General features: G+C 57.8%; 10 protein-coding genes. 5 read left to right on the plus strand and 5 right to left on the minus strand.

The features are described from left to right. Positions 1-197: 197 nt before the first annotated feature. Both PW792_14385 and PW792_14390 read right to left on the minus strand, forming a co-directional pair. Positions 198-3,146, minus strand: coding sequence for an Ig domain-containing protein (locus PW792_14385; protein ID MDE1163109.1), 2,949 nt, complete (start codon positions 3,144-3,146; stop codon positions 198-200). An 85-nt stretch (positions 3,147-3,231) separates the two neighbouring features. Further along, complete coding sequence (locus PW792_14390; protein ID MDE1163110.1) at positions 3,232-4,254, minus strand: LacI family DNA-binding transcriptional regulator; 1,023 nt, start codon at positions 4,252-4,254, stop codon at positions 3,232-3,234. 302 nt (positions 4,255-4,556) lie between these two features. Here PW792_14390 and PW792_14395 point away from each other — a divergent pair, with 302 nt between their 5' ends. Together PW792_14395 and PW792_14400 are read left to right on the plus strand one after the other, a co-directional pair. Beyond that, positions 4,557-5,690 carry an amidohydrolase family protein gene (locus PW792_14395; GenBank protein MDE1163111.1) on the plus strand — a complete coding sequence of 378 codons (1,134 nt, stop codon included), beginning with the start codon at positions 4,557-4,559 and terminating at the stop codon, positions 5,688-5,690. Next, positions 5,687-6,820, plus strand: a complete 1,134-nt coding sequence (locus tag PW792_14400) for a glycosyl hydrolase family 18 protein (GenBank protein ID MDE1163112.1) — start codon at positions 5,687-5,689, stop codon at positions 6,818-6,820. The genes PW792_14395 and PW792_14400 overlap by 4 nt, the downstream gene beginning before the upstream one ends. 118 nt (positions 6,821-6,938) lie before the next feature. Here PW792_14400 and PW792_14405 read toward each other — a convergent pair whose 3' ends face one another. Beyond that, positions 6,939-9,281: a family 20 glycosylhydrolase gene (locus PW792_14405; protein ID MDE1163113.1), complete on the minus strand. Its 2,343-nt coding sequence runs from the start codon at positions 9,279-9,281 to the stop codon at positions 6,939-6,941. Positions 9,282-9,434: 153 nt separating this feature from the next. On the opposite strand from PW792_14405, the gene PW792_14410 reads away from it, so the two are divergent. From PW792_14410 to PW792_14420, 3 genes are all read left to right on the plus strand, one after another. Further along, positions 9,435-10,205 (plus strand): GntR family transcriptional regulator, encoded by a 771-nt coding sequence (locus PW792_14410; protein ID MDE1163114.1) that lies wholly within the window; start codon positions 9,435-9,437, stop codon positions 10,203-10,205. Positions 10,206-10,274: 69 nt separating this feature from the next. Further along, complete coding sequence (locus PW792_14415) at positions 10,275-11,210, plus strand: hypothetical protein (GenBank protein ID MDE1163115.1); 936 nt, start codon at positions 10,275-10,277, stop codon at positions 11,208-11,210. Between the two features lie 20 nt (positions 11,211-11,230). Further along, on the plus strand, positions 11,231-12,163 hold the full coding sequence (locus tag PW792_14420; protein ID MDE1163116.1) for a hypothetical protein: 933 nt from the start codon (positions 11,231-11,233) through the stop codon (positions 12,161-12,163). 106 nt (positions 12,164-12,269) lie between these two features. Here PW792_14420 and PW792_14425 read toward each other — a convergent pair whose 3' ends face one another. Together PW792_14425 and PW792_14430 are read right to left on the minus strand one after the other, a co-directional pair. Then, a complete protein-coding gene (locus tag PW792_14425; protein MDE1163117.1) occupies positions 12,270-14,747 on the minus strand; it encodes a hypothetical protein in 2,478 nt (825 codons plus the stop codon). A 43-nt stretch (positions 14,748-14,790) separates the two neighbouring features. Beyond that, positions 14,791-18,192 carry a carboxypeptidase regulatory-like domain-containing protein gene (locus tag PW792_14430; protein ID MDE1163118.1) on the minus strand — a complete coding sequence of 1,134 codons (3,402 nt, stop codon included), beginning with the start codon at positions 18,190-18,192 and terminating at the stop codon, positions 14,791-14,793. Positions 18,193-18,710: the final 518 nt, after the last annotated feature.

Below are 18,710 nucleotides of genomic sequence, written 5' to 3' on the forward strand. Positions count from 1 at the left end.
CGCCAGGTGAAGGCCAATAGCGCTAAAGAAACCAGCGCCCAAACGCAATTGGAAGCAAGCTCCACGATCCTGCGCTTAGTGTACCGTCAAGCCTCGTGCGGAGCGCAAGTATCCTTGCGTCTCTCAGCCGCTGCGAACGCCCGTGTACTCAAGCAATAGAAAACATGGAGCACACGGGCAGAGCATACTTCTGCGGCCTACTGCAACGTAAGTTCACGCACCACGGGAAGGCTCTGGGAGCCGTCCAGCCAGAGTGCTCGCGAAGGCGAAACAATATAGAGCACGCCAGAGGAGATTCCCGTAAGCGCCACGCGACCGTTCGTTGCGCCTGTCGCGGTGTATGTCGTGCTGACATCGGGGACCGTTGTTCCAGTAATGGATTGGTCCAGCGAGGTAACGAGACTGCTGGAGCTAACGGTGGCCAGCCCCGACTCGGTGACCACCTGCGTGGTTGCCGGAGCCTGTGTTCCCAAAGCATATGCTCCGCTCAAAGATAACGTCGTGCCGCTGAGCTGTGGCTCAAGAACACCCTGTCCTCCCGAAACCGCGTAGTCCAGATAGAACCCCTGCCCTGCGCCCGCGAAGTAGAAAACATAGCTCGTGCCAGTGCAGTTTGTGCATCCCGAAAGCCCTGCCGGCGCCAGGATAATGCTCGCTCTGCCATTGGGTACCACGCTGTAGGTTCCGGTCAGAGCCACCTGGGCCACTACACCGCTGGCACTGCGATCGGAGGTTCCGGTAATGCTGCCGGCACCATCGAACGTGAGCAGGCCTATCTGTACATCCGGGAAGTAACTCGGCGTGCTCGTGACACCAAGCTTGGTCTCGCTATACACACTGCTCGCCCCCAGCGAGGCTGCAGTGAAGTTGCCATTCGTGATCGTCTGTACCAAAGCGTCCCCGGACAGCAGAGCTTGTGCAGAACTGCCAGATGCAGCGTCTGTCGAAAGCAATACAAGCTGCGAGGCAGAGACGACATACACCACAAAGTGCAGCGAGCCTGTTGCGGTCGTAAGCGTCAGCGTGCCGCGCCCGTTGCTTCCTACGGTGAACGCGCCAGCCGTAGAGGTAACAGGCGTCGCGCTCGCGCTGGTGACAAACTCGCTACTGCTCACCACACCAGCCGCGCTTAGTTGCAGCTCACCAACCAAACCACTCTTCGTCCGAGCCGCAGCAGAGCTGTTTGCGCTCCAGCCAGATAAACCAAACGCAAATCCGTTAGCCAGCGAAGCCTGCGTAAACGCGCCTGAGGTCTGCTTGTAGAAGCGGCCCGCGAGTCGAACGCCAGTAGCATCGAACTCCAGCAGGCTGCCGCCCGTGGCCACTCCGTTCGAGAGCCCGCTTGTCGTCAAGACATACGACGAAGAACCAGCGGAACTTGCAAGAGTGACCTGGCCGCGCCCGTCCGAACCCACCGCAAACGTTGAAGCGGTAAGGGCCACATTCGTGGACGCTGAGGCCAAAGCAGAGCCGTTGCTATCCGCGGTGCCAGCGGTAATATGACCGTTGCCATCGGCCGTAAAACTGCCCACAGTCGTCGCGGGAAGCCCACTAACATCGAAGCCTGTCAACTCGAAAGCATACTGACCGTTCAACTCGCTATCGCCTGCTGATCCACGCGAAGGGTTGACCGTAAACGTCATCGCCTGCGTTCCCGTAGCGCCAAGCGAATCAGTCGCCTGCACCACGACGTTCGCATACGGGCTTCCCGTATTGCTGGTCGGAACGCCGCTGATAGCTCCCGTACTCGCATTGATGCTGAGCCCGGCAGGAAGAGCGCTTCCTGTCGATGCGATGGAGAAGGTGTAAGGCGTGGTGCCACCAACAGCCGTCACCAGGAAGTCGAATGGCAAATCAACCTCGCCAGTAGCACTGTTTGCCGAAGTGATCTGTGTACTGACGACGGAAAGCGTAAGCGTCTGAGTTGCAGAAGTCTGCGTGCCCACGGTTACGGCAACACCGAGGGTATAGCTCGCAACAGTTGTTGGCGTACCTGAAAGCAGACCGCTGCTGCTCAAGGTGATCGTGGACGGCAACGAGCCTGACACAATCGACCAGGTCACGCTACTTCCACTGACCCCACCACTGTACGCAAGCTGCTGGCTGTAGGCCACATTGATATTTCCCGTCGGCAGCGTCGTAGTCGTCACAACAACCGGAGTAACCACGTTCAGCGTGAAAGAAACGCTAGCAGACGTCTGCCCTCCAACCGTCACAGCAACAGCAAACGTATAGCTCCCCGCAACAGCAGGCGTTCCTGCAATAAGACCAGCCGAACTGAACGTAAGCCCTGAGCCAGAGGGCAGCGAACCGCTTGTGATCGACCAGACCACCGTCCCCGTACCGCCCCCGGTGTAAGCCAGTTGCTGACTGTAGGCGGTTCCCGTGACTCCAGACGCAAGCGTCACGGGCGTCACAGTGGGTGGTGCCGAAGCAACAGTTAACGTCAGCGTTTGAACCGCTGTCACCGGCGTCGTCGCCGAATCCGTGACCGCAAGTGTGAACGTAGAGGAGACCGCCGCAGTCGGCGTTCCGGAGAGAACGCCTGAGGCAGCATTGAGCGTGATTCCTGCTGGAAGCGTGCCGCTCGTAATCGACCATTTGAGCGTCCCCGCTCCGCCCGTGACGACCGGCGTTGCGCTGTAAGCGGTACCCACAACACCCGAAGCGAGCGAGGTTGTGGTGATCACAGGAGCAGCCGTCACCGTAATCACTACCGGATAAGAGAGCGAGGGCGAAGCGACCGACGTAGCTGTCACCGTCGCAGTCGTCGCCATAGCAGGAGCGGTGTATGGGATAGAAATTTTCTTTGTCTGCCCCGAAGCCGCGGTCGTAGCCGTTCCCAACGTACCGCCGCCTGTGACGGTAAACGTTGCGCCGCCCGGCGTACCGTCGTTCGTAATCGTCGCAGTCACCGTTGTGCTCTGGCCTGTATCCAGTGACTGCGAGCCCCCCACCGACAGAGCGGTAAGCGACGCGCCACCGGTGCCACCATCGCTGCAGGACGACGCACCAAGTGCCAGAACAGAGACCAACAGACACGCAAAGAGCGCGTGCCCAGCGCTGCGAACGCGAAAGAACGAATGACAAACCGTGTGCATGAAGCCTCCAGTTCCCTCAGGAACGATGACCCGTGGCAAGCTCATGCAACCGATTGCACTAGCTTGACTGTCAATCTATCGCGCCAATGGTTTTCTCGCAACAAGAATTCACAATTTCGAAATATTCGCGTCAGCGACGACGAGTGGAACGCTGCGGCGGACGTGCTTCGCCTGTCGTCGCGCGCACCACCAACCGTGTCTCAAGCACGCAGCGGACATCTGCTTCGTCAGTACCCTGCATCGCCTTCATCAGCAGATCGAAGGCGATCTGTCCGGCCGTGTCACAGCGGGCGGAAACGCTCGTAAGTGCTGGAAACGTCGAGGCCCCAAGCACGTCGTCGCAGCCAATCACGCTGAACCCCTGCGGTACCGAGACACCATTCTCCAGCAAGCCCGCAAGCAAGCCGTGAGCGACAAGATCATCGAAGGTGATTGCCGCCGTCGCGCCCGTGGCACGAACCTCAGCCACCACCTGACGTCCTGCTTCGAAGGTCGCTCGACGAGCTCCGATCGCCAAACTCTCCATGCCAGCTTTCTTGGTGGCACGCTTCAGCGCCCGACGACGCTCCTGGTCGGACCACGAAGCCGACGGTCCGCTGACGTACACGATCAGCCGATGCCCAAGCGCAGCAAGATGCTCCACAGCAGCGCTGATGCCCGCAGCCGTATCGATCAACACACGAGAAATTCCCGGCGTATCACGATTGATCAGCACCAAAGGTCGGCGTTCTGCGAGCTCAACAATCTGCTCATCCGGCATACGCGATGAGGCCAGAATAAAGCCTTCGACCTGCAACGCCAGACGCTGCATCAACGTGTGCTCACGAGCCGCGTCTTCATCAGAATCGCCAAGAAAAACGCTGTATCCGGCGGCGTCCGCACCCGCCTGAGCCGCTCGTATCAGCGGCGGGAAAAAGGGGTTAGCCACATCAGGAACCACTATGGCGATGTTCGTATGGCGTCCAGTGCTGAGCGCCCTGGCCGTCTGGTTCGGCTGATATCCCAGCTCTTTGGCAGCAAGATGCACACGCTGCACCGTATCTTCGCCAATCAGGTGAGGACGCCCGAAGGCGCGCGACACCGTTGCACGGGACACGTTGGCAAGACGCGCCACATCGCTGATGGTGGGAAGTTGTTTTTTGTCGCGAGCCACACAGAGAGTCTAGCTGGAGTCGGGAGCTCATCGCGCAGAAAGCTCAAATCTTTTGCTTGTCATGCAATCGGTTGCATGTAAGAATCCTGCGAACGGCTTCCCCTCACTGCGATGCTACCGAGGCACCGCTTCTCTCGCAGCGGAAGACACTTTCAACTGCTCAGCCTAGCGGTGCCGAAGACAGCGGTCCTTCTCAGAGAAAGAGAGTGGCTGAGCGGTTTCGCCAGCAAGGCTTTGCAAGGTATATCTGGATCAGCCTTCTGTGCCCCGGTGCGGCAGAAGAGTGATCGAGGACATTGACCATGACGACCGTACGCGGACGCGACCCACGAAGCGGCCACTCTATCGCTGTAACGATGAGTGAAGGACGCATCACGAACATTGCGCCCGCGCACGAGGAGACATCGACCTGGGTCAGTGCGGGACTCGTCGATCTACAGGTAAACGGCTACGCAGGTTTTGACCTGAACGCAGAGAGCCTAACCGTCGAGTCCGTCCACGCTCTCTCTGTTGCACTTGCACGCGTGGGAGTCACCAGCTTTCTCGCGACGCTGATCACGCAATCAGAAAAACGCCTGCTCGCCGCCATGCGAACGATCGCGGCCGCGCGCCAACGGTACGCTATGGTGCGCCACGCTCTTGTAGGCATTCACGTTGAAGGGCCGCACATTTCTCCTGAAGAGGGTGCACGGGGAGCGCATCCCCGCGAACATGTACGCCAACCGTCCCTGCAGGAGTTTGATCGCTGGCAGAGCAACTGCAGCGGCATCGTTCGCCTGGTCACGCTTTCCCCGCACTTTGAGAACGCTCCTGAGTACATTGCGGCTCTATCTGAGCGTGGCGTTCTCGTCTCGATTGGTCATACACACGCGACACCGGAGCAGATTCAAGCCGCCGTCAATGCCGGAGCCACTCTCTCCACCCACCTCGGCAACGGCATCGCATCGACGCTGCCAAGGCACCCGAACCAGCTCTGGACACAGCTTGCCGAGGATCGGTTAACCGCGATGGTCATCGCCGACGGGCACCATCTCCCCGATGATGTCCTGCGCGTCTTTCTGCGTGCGAAGGGGCTTGAGCGCATCGTCCTCGTCTCCGATACAGCTGCTCTCGGCGGCTGCAAACCAGGACGGTATCAGCAACCTATTGGTGGCGAGGTAGAGCTACTCCCCAATGGCCGACTTCAACTTTCTGGCACGCCTTATCTTGCGGGGGCTGCTCTTCCGCTCAAGGATGGCATAGACCATCTCGTGCGTAACCTCAACGTCTCCCTGGCCGATGCGCTCTCCTTCGCAACGGCGCGGCCAGGCCACCTGCTAGTCGATCGCGGAGTGCTTGAAGTCGGAGCTCCCGCCGATCTGATTCTTTTCACTTTCGGCCCTGCCAGCGGCTTTGCGGTCGAGAGCACTTACGTTTTCGGAGAGCTTATTTCATGAACTTCTTCTGCAAGACGCTGGCGGCTTTTGCCGTCGGCGCAGCTAGCCTTGGCGCTGCGGCACAGGCCGTGCCTCGTCCTCTCGTCATCGCATATGTTCGCGGACCAAACCACACACTGCAACCAGGTGAAGTCGACCCCACAAAGATCACGCGCGTTCATTACGCCTTCCTCCACACCAAAGATGGCGGCATCGCACTTGCGGGCTCAGACGACGCGAACTTGAAGTATCTCGTTGGCCTGAAGAATAAGGTGAAGAGCTTTCAGGTGCTGATCTCCGTTGGTGGTGGTGGAGATTCGGGTGACTTCTCTGACATCGCTCTGACAGATGAGTCGCGTGCGAAGTTCAATGCCAGTTGTATCGAAGTCCTCGAGAACTACGGCCTCGATGGTGTCGACGTCGACTGGGAGTACCCTGCCGCACCTCGTGCAGACAAGCGTTCACGCGCCATCGACAAGCAGAACTACACGTTGCTGCTTCACGACATGCGCCAGGCGTTGGACCTGGAGTCGAAGAAGCTGCATAAGCCGCTCTATCTATCCTCGGCAACCAACGGCAAGCGATTCTTCCTGCGCAACACCGAGATGGGTGAGGCCGCGAAGTACCTCGATACCGTTGCGCTGATGGGTTACGACGTCTTCGGACCCAACGGCACGACGACGGGACATCACTCCCCGCTGTTCACGAGCCCAGCCTCCCCGGCTCCTGTTTCGGACGATCAGTTCATCCGTGACTACGAAGCCGCAGGCGTTCCCGCCGCGAAGATCGTGCTCGGTGCACCGTTCTATGGCTACATTTGGACCGATGTTCCTGCTGCGCAGCATGGGCTCTTCCAGACAGTGACACCGCGACACGCTAAGGACATCACCTTTCGCATCATCGCCACCACATACCTCACACCGAACTCTGGCTTTGTGCGCTACTGGGATGACAAAGCAGAGGTGCCTTTTCTGTACAACGAAACGACCAAAGAATGGATCAGCTACGAAGATGCCCGGTCGATCGAAAAGAAGGCTGCGTATACGCGTGAGCATGGTCTTGCCGGCATGATGTTCTGGGACCTCGGCGGTGATTCGGACAACACGCTACTCAACGCTATCGAGAAGGGTCTCGGCCTGACAACGCAATAACCTGCATACGTCCTAATAAATGAACCCTCGCGGAATGCCTGTTGCAGGCGATTTCGCGAGGGTTCATTTATGCCGATTGCGTACTTTCTGCGGTCAACAATCAATCTGCGACAGCAGGCTACTTTGCCGAATGTACATTCGTCTGCGCCCAGTTCAGGGTCCACAACGGATCGAGTTGCGGTCGTGCTACCTGGAAACAAAGATCGTGCGCGCCCTGGATTGCAGGCAAACCAGCCTTCAACACCACAGCGCCCTGCTTTCCAGGATGCTGCGGCAAAGGAAGTGTGGCAATCGTCTGCCCTTTGCAACTATCAAGATGAACTTCCACCTCGCCGCCAGCGGTCTTGGCCGGCGCAAGTGACGGTGTCTTGTGCGCACCGTCTTCAAAGACCCACGGCAGAGGCACCATCTCAAGCGTCAGCGAGCTGACCCCATCCAGCAGCGCTGCATGCTCAATCCAGCAAGGGTTGCGATAGTTTGCAACCATTACCGGACGATCGCCGTGCGCGGGGTCCTGCTCCATCGCGATCACCGGATCCGTCACGCACTGCTTCATCTGCTGGCTGTACTTACGGCGAACGGTCTCCTGCGTGAGCTCCCGGTCCATCTCACTGCCAGGAACCATCGCGGCTCCCACAAACATCGCCGCACGCAGCCGTACGGGCATTTGCAGCTCCAGCGGAGCTTTGTACTCCGGCGAAGAGGCCGTTACAGCGCCGCCATTTTCTGTGTAACGAAGTGTTCCTGCCGACACCTGACTAGCCAACGCGACCTCGACGCGGCGTGGAGCATCAGTCACCAATGTCTCCGTGCTCTGCGGACGGAACGCCAGCGGATCAAACGGAATACCAAGCTCCTTGTAGCGCCCCAGCTCCTCTGGCATCCGCTCTACGAAGTTCCCCCAGTCGCGCTGTGCCGCAGGCGTCCATCCAATCTCTGCCAGCGCTGCAGAACGAGGAAAGATCATCCAGGCCACGCGATTGTCCGTGATGAGATACTCCGTCCAGACGTTGGCTTGCACGCCCAGAATATGTTCACGCTGCGCCGCCGTAAGCGTCGCAGGCTCGGGGTCAAACTTGTAAACGTCCGCAAGCGTGTTCATCGCGAAGCGTCCGGGCGCTTCTGCCACAGCATCCGTCTGACGATAGTTGAAGTACAGCGGCCGAGCAGGAGTCAACACCGCATCGTGGCCTTGTTTGGCAGCCTCGATGCCCCCTTTCACGCCATGCCACGACATCACTGCAGCGTTCTGTGCAAGCCCACCATCGAGAATCTCGTCCCAGCCCAGCGTGCGGCGGCCATGCGCTGAAAGAAATGTATCGACCTGCTTGATGAAGTAGCTCTGCAACTGGTCTTCATTCGCAATCCCCAGAGACTTCATCTGCGACTGAATCTCAGGGGATGACTTCCACTGGTTCTTGATCGCCTCATCTCCACCAACGTGGATGTAGGGGCTGGGGAATAACTCCATCACTTCGGTCAGAACATTTTGCAGAAAGGTGAAGGTATTCGCCGTGGGACTGTAGAGATTTGGGAAGACACCAAAGTGATTTGCCGCCGCTGCTGGCGCAGTCGTGGACGAACCAAACTCTGGATAAGCTGCGATCGGCGCCGTGGCATGGCCCGGCATTTCAATCTCCGGCACAATCATCACGTTGCGCTTCGCCGCATACGCTACGAACTCCCGCACCTGAGCCTGCGTGTAGTATCCGCCATACTTTGGATAAGGCTTACCGGTCTTCGGATTGATCTGCCCTTCCTGACTTGGCAGATCGCGCCATCCGCCAACAGACGTAAGCCTGGGGTAACGCTTGATTTCGAGCCTCCACGCCTGGTCGTCCGTCAGATGCCAGTGCAGCGTGTTCAGCTTCTCAAGCGACATCCAATCGACTAACTGATGAAGGAACTCAATTGACTGCATGTGCCGGGCAGAATCGATCATGATGCCGCGCCAGCGCATCTGCGGAGCGTCAACAATCTTCACCGCGTGAAGATTCAGCCCACCCGTCTGCAACGGCGCAGCTTCCAGCAACTGCCACAACGTGACCGTTCCGTAGTACAATCCCGCGTCAGTCGCGGCTCGGATCGTAACGCCTTCCGGCCTCACGTCAAGCTCATAGCCCTCGCCTTCCTTGCTGTCGACTGTGCGCTCAAGAACGATGTGCCCCTTGCCCGTCGCTGCCAACTCCGGCGTCAACGCCACTCCTTTTGTCCGCTTCATTAGCCCTGCCAGATGCTCCGCAGCAAACCGTGCGCCGGGATCATCCTTCGGATAAGAGACCGCAGCGCCAGCAAGAATCCGACACTCCCCTGCTATTGTTTGGACGCTACGCGGCAGAGGCACAAGCGGAAGCGGGGCCATCGAGCTTTGGGCTCCGGCTGCAGAGCTAACGAAGGCCGCAGCGCCAAACACAAGGCCGCACAGGCAGGAGTTCATCGATATACCGAAAACACGACTCATTTGAATCCTCGCAAAAAAATGGTGAGGGGAAATTCGATTATCTAGCACCCTATCATGCAACCGGTTGCAGAATGCAATCCAATGCTGCTCCAGCAATTTACTAGTTGACAGCTACACGCCACCCTGTTGATATATCAGTGAAGGTCGGTACCCATGAGCACCCTCGATCGCAGGCCATCCATATTGCGCCCCTCCCTCGCCAACCAGGCGTATACGGAGATTCGCGACCGTATCCTCAAAGGGGAAATCGGGCTCGGCGAAACCATCTCTCGTCGCGGTCTCGCGGCAGACCTCGGCATGAGCTTCATCCCTGTCTCTGAAGCAATGCAACGGCTGGAAGCCGAAGGGATGCTCGAAAGCCTGCCACGTATTGGCACCCGCGTGCGCATCCCCAGCGCCAACGACGTGCGCGACCGTTACATCATTCGCGAAGCGCTAGAAGTTCAGTCAGCCCGGCTTTTCTGTGAGCGTGCTTCCGCGATGGAGCGTGAGGAGCTTTCCTCGATGGCTCGCAAGCTCGATGCCATGGACCAACAGAGTGAGACCGAGCAGTTCGAGTTTCAAACGCTCCACGTCCGCTTCCACATGCGGCTAGCAGAGTGCACAGGGTGCGCGCCTCTTTATGAGCTTCTGGAAAAAAATCAAGTGCTCATCTTCAACTGGCTCTTTGACGTAGCAGCCGACTCGCAGATGCCAACCAACTGGCACAGCGACCTCATCGACATCATCAACGGCGGCGATCCGGATAAAGCAGCCCTGGCAATGGGCACTCATATTCGTACCGGCATGTCAGAGATCCAGAGCAGCATCGCCGAACGCTTCGGCAACAACCTCTCCTGGATGCAGCGCCGTTCCGAAACCCCGAAGAAGTCTGACGACCAACAAGCTGCGAGCCCACGACGCTCGCGCTCACTGGCGATCTAGCCTCTCGTACTCTTTGCAACACGCTTCGTTACCTCCTCTCCGCATTCTCTTTTTGAAGGCGGCCTTCCTGTGTCTCATCGCATCTCCAAGCTTCTCTCTTTCGCCACCATTGCTACGCTCCTGCTGACCGGTTGCGTTGGCGGCAACGGTGCTTCGAACACCTCCACAACGACAGTGCCCGCGATTGCGCCGGGACGCGCCGTGTGGTTCTGGGAGTCGCAGGCTCAGATGGCGATCGTCGCCAGCTCCACGGCACAGGACACAGCCATCGCCAACTTCAAGACCTGGAACGTGACCTCGGTCTATGGAAGCTACAGCTCGCAGATGGAAAGCGATCCGGCATCCGTTCGAGCGTGGAACGCAAAGCTTGCAGCCAATGGCATCCGCTCGTACTTCCTCGTATCCTCGGCATCGTTTTTTCTCCCTGATCAATGGACCACAGCGCAGGCATGGCTCGAAAAGTACGTCGTCAACTTCAACACGGCATCCACGGCGACCCAGAAGTTTACCGGTGTAGCGTTCGACGTCGAACCGCAATCCTTCACGGGCAACACGACATGGCCCTCCTGGAGCGCGGCTACGCCAGCACAGCGCAGAGTCTACGCAACGTATCTGGTCAACATGCTTGCCTCCTCACGCGCTTTGCTCGCGAACAACGGCGCTGCTGCGCTTCCGATTGAAAGCTACCTCTCGCACTCCTACATCAGCCTTACATCAACAATTCTGTGGGTAGATGCCGATGACCGTAACGCCTGGTTCGCTCAACTGGCACAGGTCTGCGATAGCATCTCGGTCGACCAGTACGGGACAAACTCTGTGTCGAGCATCGTCACGGGCATAGAAGCAAACGACGCTCTGCTCTCGGGCAAAGCCCGTGTTGCGCTGAGTACCGATAGCACCGACTGGGGCGGCTCAGTGTCTGCCTTCTTCGCCGGCGCTGCCGCCGTAGAAGCGCAGAGCGGCAAGTACGTTGATATCGAAGATTACGACACTACCGCGCAGTAGGCGCATTTCAGGAGCATCACTTGTTTCGACGTTTTCAAGCATCGCGTACCGGGGTTTCGTTGGCCATGCTGGCGTGCCTCGCGAACCCACTCATGCTGGCAGAACAGACTCCGGCACACTCTCGCGGCGCATGGTTCTGGCAGTCGCCAGCAAGCCCCTACGGCTCGCTGCACGTTCTCGGCAAGGAAGAACTCCAGGAGCAGACCATTGCCAGGCTGAAGGCATGGGGAGTGACCACGCTTTACGGCAGCTACCGCGGCGACGCCGTTGAAAGCCGCGCAGAGTTGCGCGCATGGAACGCAAAGCTTGCACGCGCTGGCATCGCCTCGTACCTTCTGCTCTCGGAAACAGAGTTGTTCTTTCCTGATCGCCAGGCCGCGGCCGATGAGAAACTCCGCAACGGCTTTGTGGAGTTCAATGCAACCGCAAAGCCGGAGGAGCGCTTTCAGGGGCTGGCCTTCGACATTGAGCCACATATCTTAGCGACGACGTCCTCCCACGCAGGCTGGAAGGATGCCACGTCGATACAACGCCGCGATTACCTCCGCAACCTGCTCACCTTCTACCAGCACGTTCGTACCAACATAGAACCCAACACACAGCTAGAGGCAACATTGCCCGTGTGGTTCTCGCATCTTGGTGGCAGTGTTGGATGGAATAACTCTGCAGAAAGGGACAGCTGGTTCCGTTCCATGTCTTCTACCTGCAACAGGGTAAGCCTGATGGCCTTCGAACAAAACTCGGCAGATAAGGTGTTGGCTCGTTCGCAGGAAGAGCGTGACCTTCTGGGCCCAGCCGCGCGCGTGGCCTTGCGTGCCAACCTTGGCAAGGAGTGGGGAACATTGGATGACTTTTGGCAGGCCGCTCACTCCATGGAAGCAACTACCCGCACAGGCATCGACATTCAAGACGTAGCAATCCTTGCCGCAGAGGAAGACAAGGACAAGCAGTAATCAGGGTCAGCCCCCTGTAAGAGAAACGAAGCTTCTGCTAAAGAAAAAAACGCGCTGAGAGCCTCTCCATGCTCTCAGCGCGTATCCAGGAAAACTGTAACGACTACTAAGGACGAGCACCCAACGCGCCCGTCCTGGCCGCAACAGACAGTGGTGTGACGATCGGTGTCGCTGCCCCCACAAACTCTGTTACAGACGCTCCGTTTGTGCCGATCGTACCGGACGTATTCGTTCCGGTATTCAGCACCCACACATTCCCTGAAGGGTCGACGACGACATCCATCGTCGCCTGCATATCCGCCTTCTGGAAGCCCCCACCTGTGGGACACCCAGCAGCGCTGGAACATGCGGTGCTCGGTGCAGCGCCGACAGGCGAAACCGCCTTGTAAGTAACCGTCGTACCCGACACCGTAGGGTTCACGGCGACCAGGCCATAAACGCCAGCCGAAGTCTCAGGCCAGTACTCCCCCATCCACATCACGCCGGCACCATCGACCGCCACAGCACGCGTTCCGTTGAGACCGCCGAGATACTGGGCCGACGAGGATCCCGCACCCGCCACAGCAGTTGCCGCAGGAACAAAGCGCTCTGCCTTCGCAATCGCTGTCGATGAGTTCGTGCAGCAAGCCGTGCCCGTGAAGATGGTGTTCGATGCGCCAATCGCAAGACCGTAGGAAGCCGAAGCCAGCCCAGTATTCGCGGTGGTGTAAGCGCCTGCTCCCGTAGCGCGAGCCGCACCCGAGTCCGATGTAGTAGCGACGTCCGCAGTGCTAACGGCTCCTGTGAAGCTCGTGCCGTTGGCAGCCGTCAGCACGATCCGCTGGCCGTTAAACTGCGTTCCAGCCGTCAGCCCGGAGATCGTGACCGTCTGACCTACGACAAAGGAGTTCGTCGCGGTAAAGGTGACAGCACCACTGGAGACCGTGTATGCAGTAATAGCTGCGCTCAAGGGGTACGCCGAAAGCATACTGGATACCGAGCCAGTGATGCCAAAGACTCGCCCAACCGTATCGGTTTGCAAGTTATTGAGCTGGATGGCGCTGGAGCTGCCGCCCGCATAAAAGCTGCTGGCCGCCGCAACAGAAGTTGCCGTGCTGAGGCTCAGCGTTCCAACGGTAGGCGCAACAAATTCGTAGAGCGAAGAACCAGCAGCTGACGAGGTATAGAAGACGTTGCCATCAAGGTCGGAGGTAATTCCATAGACCTGCGCAGCGGGCGTATATCCCAGCGGGGTCGACGTACCTGCTGGCCATTCCGCGATAGCATTTGTCAACGTTCCGTGGCTGTAAGCTGCCCATACGTTACCCGAAGGATCGATCGTGATGTTCTGGCCATAGGTCTGCGCTGTACCCGACTGCGCGTTTGGAACAACGCAGGCAACAGGAACGCCGATCGGGCTCAACTCCACAATCGCAGCCTTGGATACCGATCCATTCACGATGAAGATATTGCCCTCTGCATCAACAGCTGCGCGGGTCGGGACATCAAAATAGCCTGCGCCACCGAAGCCGTTGCTGGAGCATCCCCCTGCGGTCATCTTGTACGTCACACCGATCGTCCAGTCCGTAGGAGCAGTCGCAATCGTTGGTTGAAACGGTGACGTTGATGCCGCCAGATTAAAGAGGCAACCGATATTCGTTGTCGGCCCAGTGCCGCAGGAGGTGAACGTGCCTGCCCCCGTGGGGTTGGTTGCCATGTAGTACGCGGCCTGCAGGGTATCTACAGGCTTCGCGCCGGTGGTACTCAGCGCACCCGCAAACAACTGCGCACAAGCAGCACTGGCGGAGGTCTGCGTATTCACGCAAGCCGCCAGGATGTCAGCCATTGTGTTGACCTTGCCCGCTTCCGGAGTCGCCGTAATCTGCACCGTCGACGTCGAGGCCGAGCTACCGGAGTGGATCGTGGACGCCGTCATCAGGTTGGCAACCCCGGCGACTGCGTTGTTGAGTCCCACGGCAGCCTGTGGCGTAGAAGTCGACACATTCGAGCCATTCGTGCCGATCAACTCAGAACCTGCAGTCGCGCCAGTTGCATTCATATAAGGAGCTAGGGCAAACGCCGCAGCCACCGTGGACACTTCGTTCACAATAACGAAGGTGCTGTTGCTCACAGTAGAGCAGGCGCCAAGTGCAGCCATCAGAACAATGGCCGAGTTCGTATTGGCGCTGTCGTTGATGTGATTGCCAAGGCTGTTGCCACCAGAAGAGATCAGATAGAGCTGCGGATCATCCGACGTCGATGGACAGGCCCAGGTGTTCCCCGAGCCACTTGAGGTGCCGTTCGTTGCGCTCTTCACAAAGGAGAACGCTCCATCCGGGTCAGAGGTCGTCGTTGTCGCCAGCAAAGTACCTGCCGAACCATAGCCCGTCGTGCCTGCAGACCAAAGCTGCACCGTAGCAAAGGCTACCGGTTGCTGACCGCCGTAAAGCGAACCATGAATCGTTGCCTCAGAGCTGTAGGTGTTCACATCGTTTGATACGGCCGCCCCAATGCCACATCCCGAAACAAGCACCGACAATCCGATGGTTGCAGCTCCGGCAAGAATACGTCGCATTGCTCGCATGGCATTCTCTTGCGTTTTCATCTCTTCTTCTCCTGACCTGGATACTGCAATTTTGAATCAGCTTCTACGTTCCACTTAAAAATTCAACTTCATCGCCAACTGCAACTCGCCGTGGCTCGCGGGTGCTGGACACACTACCGAACGCGGAACCCGGCGTCGTTACATCTGAAGAGGTATAAAGCCCCTGTGGGTTTGTGTGGTTGAACGTGTTGAACGTCTCCACCCGAAGCTGTCCACCGAAGCGGCGCGTAAATCGCATGTTGCGCGACAGCGAGATATCCCACTGCTGGAACCCCGGCCCGATCATGGACGTCGGCTTCGCATTTCCCACGCGCAACTGTCCCGAGGGCACATCCTTATAGGCCGCAGTATTGAACCAGCTGTCGAGCGTATGAGCCGCGTTCTTGTTTGGGTCGCCAACCTTATCCGGACGAAGCGTAACCGAACTGCCAGAGCTCAACACACCAAGCTGTGCAGGGTCCTGTCCGCTGCTCGATGTAACTTGCGTGGCAAGGCCAGCATCGAAGCTTGCGGTTCCGCTCAACTGCCAGTTAGCAAAGACTGCATGAGCGACCGTCTTCTTCTTCCACGGATAAGGAATGCGGTACACCCAGCTCGCGACAAAAATCTGGCGGCGGTTGAACGGAGCCACCGAGTACTCCTGATGTGGGTTGTAGTGGTCCTGCGGAGCGTTGTTGCGGTCTGTCCCTGCATCCGTCAGCGTCTTCTGCCACGTGTAGGCCAGACGAAGCGATGAGCCGCTCGCCATGCGCTTCTCTACCGCTATCTGCAGTGAGTTGTAATTCGAACCGTACTGGTTCTGAACAACATTGATTCCGATAAAGCCCGGATAAGGGCGGTAACGATTCACGTTCGGCGTAGTGCCTGTGCTCAGCGCTGTAGTAATGCCCGTCTCCTGCGCATAAAGCCCGGGCTTCAACGTATTGATGTCCGCAATACCCAGCAGATGGGTGCCCTTTGATCCGTAGTAGCCAATATCCACCAGCATTGTCTTCGCAAACTGCTGTTGAATATCAAAGCTCCACTGCTGCGTATAAGGAAGACGCGACGGCAACGGTGTTCCGCGAAGTGCAGGAATAGACGTGGTTGCGGTTCCGGCTGCGGGATTGGCAAACGTCGTATTCGGAACATTCAGATTGTTCAGAAAGGGGGCATTCGTAAAGATATTGTTTTCATAAATACCTGTCAGTGCAGAATCGAAGACCAGACCATAGCCGCCACGAACAGCCGTCGTGTTGCTCGCGAGCGGGCTCCACGCAAAACCTAGGCGCGGCGACAGCGTCATGTAGGACTCATTGCTCACCTTGCTGCCAAACGGCGAATTCAGGTTATTCACGATGATGCCGTTGTAAGGATCGCCCGTACCCGGAACAACCGTCGACGGCGTTGTGGTGCTGATCGTAGGTGCATTCGCCGCGATAAAGCGGTCCGGATCGAAGTTCGTCAGCATGTCGCGCTTGTCCCACGGCTGGCGGAACAACGAGTATCGAAGCCCTGCATTGATCGTCAGCTGCGACAGAACGCGATAGTCATCCTGTCCATAGAACTCCATCTGCGATTGGCGAATGTCAGGACGCAGATCGATCGAGGTTTGCGTGAACGTAGAGTGAGTCCCAAGCATAAAGTTTGCCCACGTCTGCTCCGTCCCGATACCCCCACTGGCTAGCGATGTCGTTGCAAAAGAGAAGCTGCCAGCATTCGTACTGCCGTTATTCTCCGTCTTCTGGTAGTAGTTCCAGGTCGCACCGAACTTCAACGTCTGCCGTCCGGTGACGTAGGTGAGGTTATCGAAGGCGTTGTAATTGCGGCTGTAATTGTCATACCCGCCGTAGCCGGTCGCGGCGCTCAGCCCCGTCATCGTCACATAAGGCACATTGCCCAGCGTGCTTTGGAATGGAAGGCTAACCTTCACGTCGCTTGCGTTTGCCTTCGCCATCAAGCCGATTGGCTGGCTATAACGCCGTCCTGAAGTGAACGCAAAAGCTGCCTCATTCAGCAGCGTCGGACGAAGTACAGACGTAAGCCGCGCCATCGCGTTTGCGCCAGGATACGAGGATTGCGTCGTCGCGACACCAGGAAGTGAGGCACTAATCTGATAGCCATACGGTTCAACCGTGTTGACCGCATCCCGAATGTAGCGAACCGTCATCGACTCCTGCGGAGAGAACGAGTGGTCGACGCGCGCCAGTTCCTGGTGCAGGTTATAGACCGAACGCCCTACAGAAACGAGCGTGTAATTCGAGGTATTCCCGTCCGGGATCTTATCGAAAATATCCTTGATGTATTCGGCGGCAATAGGATCAGGGGTGGTAATCGAAGTGGCCGAGGTAAGACACTTGGTTCCGGCAGAATCCGAATACGACGTACATACAGGATGCGTAAACTGCCCCAACTTCATCGCAGCGGTTGGAGCAAGACCGCTCTTGGTCTGGTACATGATGATGCGACGTGCCTCTTCCGAAAAGAAGAAGAACGTGTCGTGCAACTTTGGTGCCGGACCACCGACGGCACCGCCGAAATCGTTGTACCGCTGCGGTGGCCGAACAATGCCGCGATGGTTGTTCATCGCGTCGTTTGCATTCAACGCATCATTGCGGAAGAACTCATACATATCACCGTGATACTGGCTCGTTCCCGCCATCGTGATGACATTGATCTGCGAAGCAGCATTGCGGCCATACTCCGCGCTATAGGTTCCGCGCGTTACCTTGAATTCTGCAATCGCATCGATGGAAGGCGTATTCACCAGCGTCGTATTTGCGCCACGATCAAGGTTGTCCGCACCATCCAGCAACTGACTGTTCGCCGACACGCGGCCGCCGTTCAGCGAGTACGGCAGAGAGTTCACGCTGCCCGTCGGATTCACGCCTCCGATCGTCAGCTCGTCGCTCCCCGCCGTGCTCGTAACGCCCGGAAGGATCGCCAGCAAGCCAAGGAAGTTGCGGTTGACGATGGAAAGCTCGCGCACTTCCTTGCCGGAGATGATCTGTTCAGAGGCTGCGCTCTGCGTCTGCACCTGCAACTGATCGGCGTTCACCGTCACCGTCTCATCCACCGAACCGGGAACCATCTTGATGGTGTAGTTCAGGCGGTCGGAGACGTGCAGTTCGATACCTGCCTGGTCATATCGCTGAAAACCAGGCGAGGTGACGTGCACGGCATAGTGGCCGATCGGCAACAGAGTCGCATTGAACTCAGCATTGCGGTCTGTCGTCAGGGAGCGGATGGTTTGCTTCGTGTCGGTGTTCACCACGTTGACGTGAGCACCCGACAAAAGAGCACCCGTAGGGTCGGTGACACGCCCCACAATCGTGCCTGTCACTTCCTGCCCAACCGCAGTCTGCGACAACATCAACAAACCACCCGCCAGGAGAAGCACGCTGCTCCACCACTTCGCCTTTGGGGCATCCAAGCGACGCTTCCCTGTGCAGCCAAACACGCTCATGCACTGACTCCAGTTACAGGATGATTACTTGACCTCTACTGATATGTCAGTAGAGGTCAGAAGTCAACACCTTTCTCCAGAGGAGTCGAAGAATGGTAAGTTTTTTCTTCTGCTCCAATCCTTGAGAGCCTTTCGAAGCGATGGCATCTATTTGAAAAATAGCCGGATACAGGATTTCGACACAGGCTGCAGCTCTGCCCTCATGATTTCCTCCCCAAAGGCGTTGGGCCCAAATTAGATCGGACGAATTCAAAGCCGGATTGATAGAGGTCGGCCTCTCGCATTCGCAAAAGACACGCACGTTGCGGAGCTATGGGCATCCTGCTTTACGAACGCACAGAGTTCGATCCGCGCAGAAGCAATCTACGAGGAATCCCGGCACCCCTTGGCGCCAGAAACGGGATACGCTGAAGTTACGCAAATAACCTGAAATCTATTTCTTGGCCGATTCCAATCATGGCTTTCAACATCCTGGGAACACTCCGATGCTGAGTCCTTTGCGGCGGGTATCTCGTCTT

Source organism: Acidobacteriaceae bacterium, assembly GCA_028283655.1.
GTDB lineage: Bacteria > Acidobacteriota > Terriglobia > Terriglobales > Acidobacteriaceae > Granulicella.

What these genes read in the sequence shown, in the direction of transcription:
- PW792_14385 (MDE1163109.1), bottom strand. Translation starts at nt 3,146, where the DNA reads ATGAGCTTGCCACGGGTCATCGTTCCTGAGGGAACTGGAGGCTTCATG.
- PW792_14395 (MDE1163111.1), top strand. Translation starts at nt 4,557, where the DNA reads ATGACGACCGTACGCGGACGCGACCCACGAAGCGGCCACTCTATCGCT.
- PW792_14400 (MDE1163112.1), top strand. Translation starts at nt 5,687, where the DNA reads ATGAACTTCTTCTGCAAGACGCTGGCGGCTTTTGCCGTCGGCGCAGCT.
- PW792_14405 (MDE1163113.1), bottom strand. Translation starts at nt 9,281, where the DNA reads ATGAGTCGTGTTTTCGGTATATCGATGAACTCCTGCCTGTGCGGCCTT.
- PW792_14410 (MDE1163114.1), top strand. Translation starts at nt 9,435, where the DNA reads ATGAGCACCCTCGATCGCAGGCCATCCATATTGCGCCCCTCCCTCGCC.
- PW792_14425 (MDE1163117.1), bottom strand. Translation starts at nt 14,747, where the DNA reads ATGAAAACGCAAGAGAATGCCATGCGAGCAATGCGACGTATTCTTGCC.
- PW792_14430 (MDE1163118.1), bottom strand. Translation starts at nt 18,192, where the DNA reads ATGAGCGTGTTTGGCTGCACAGGGAAGCGTCGCTTGGATGCCCCAAAG.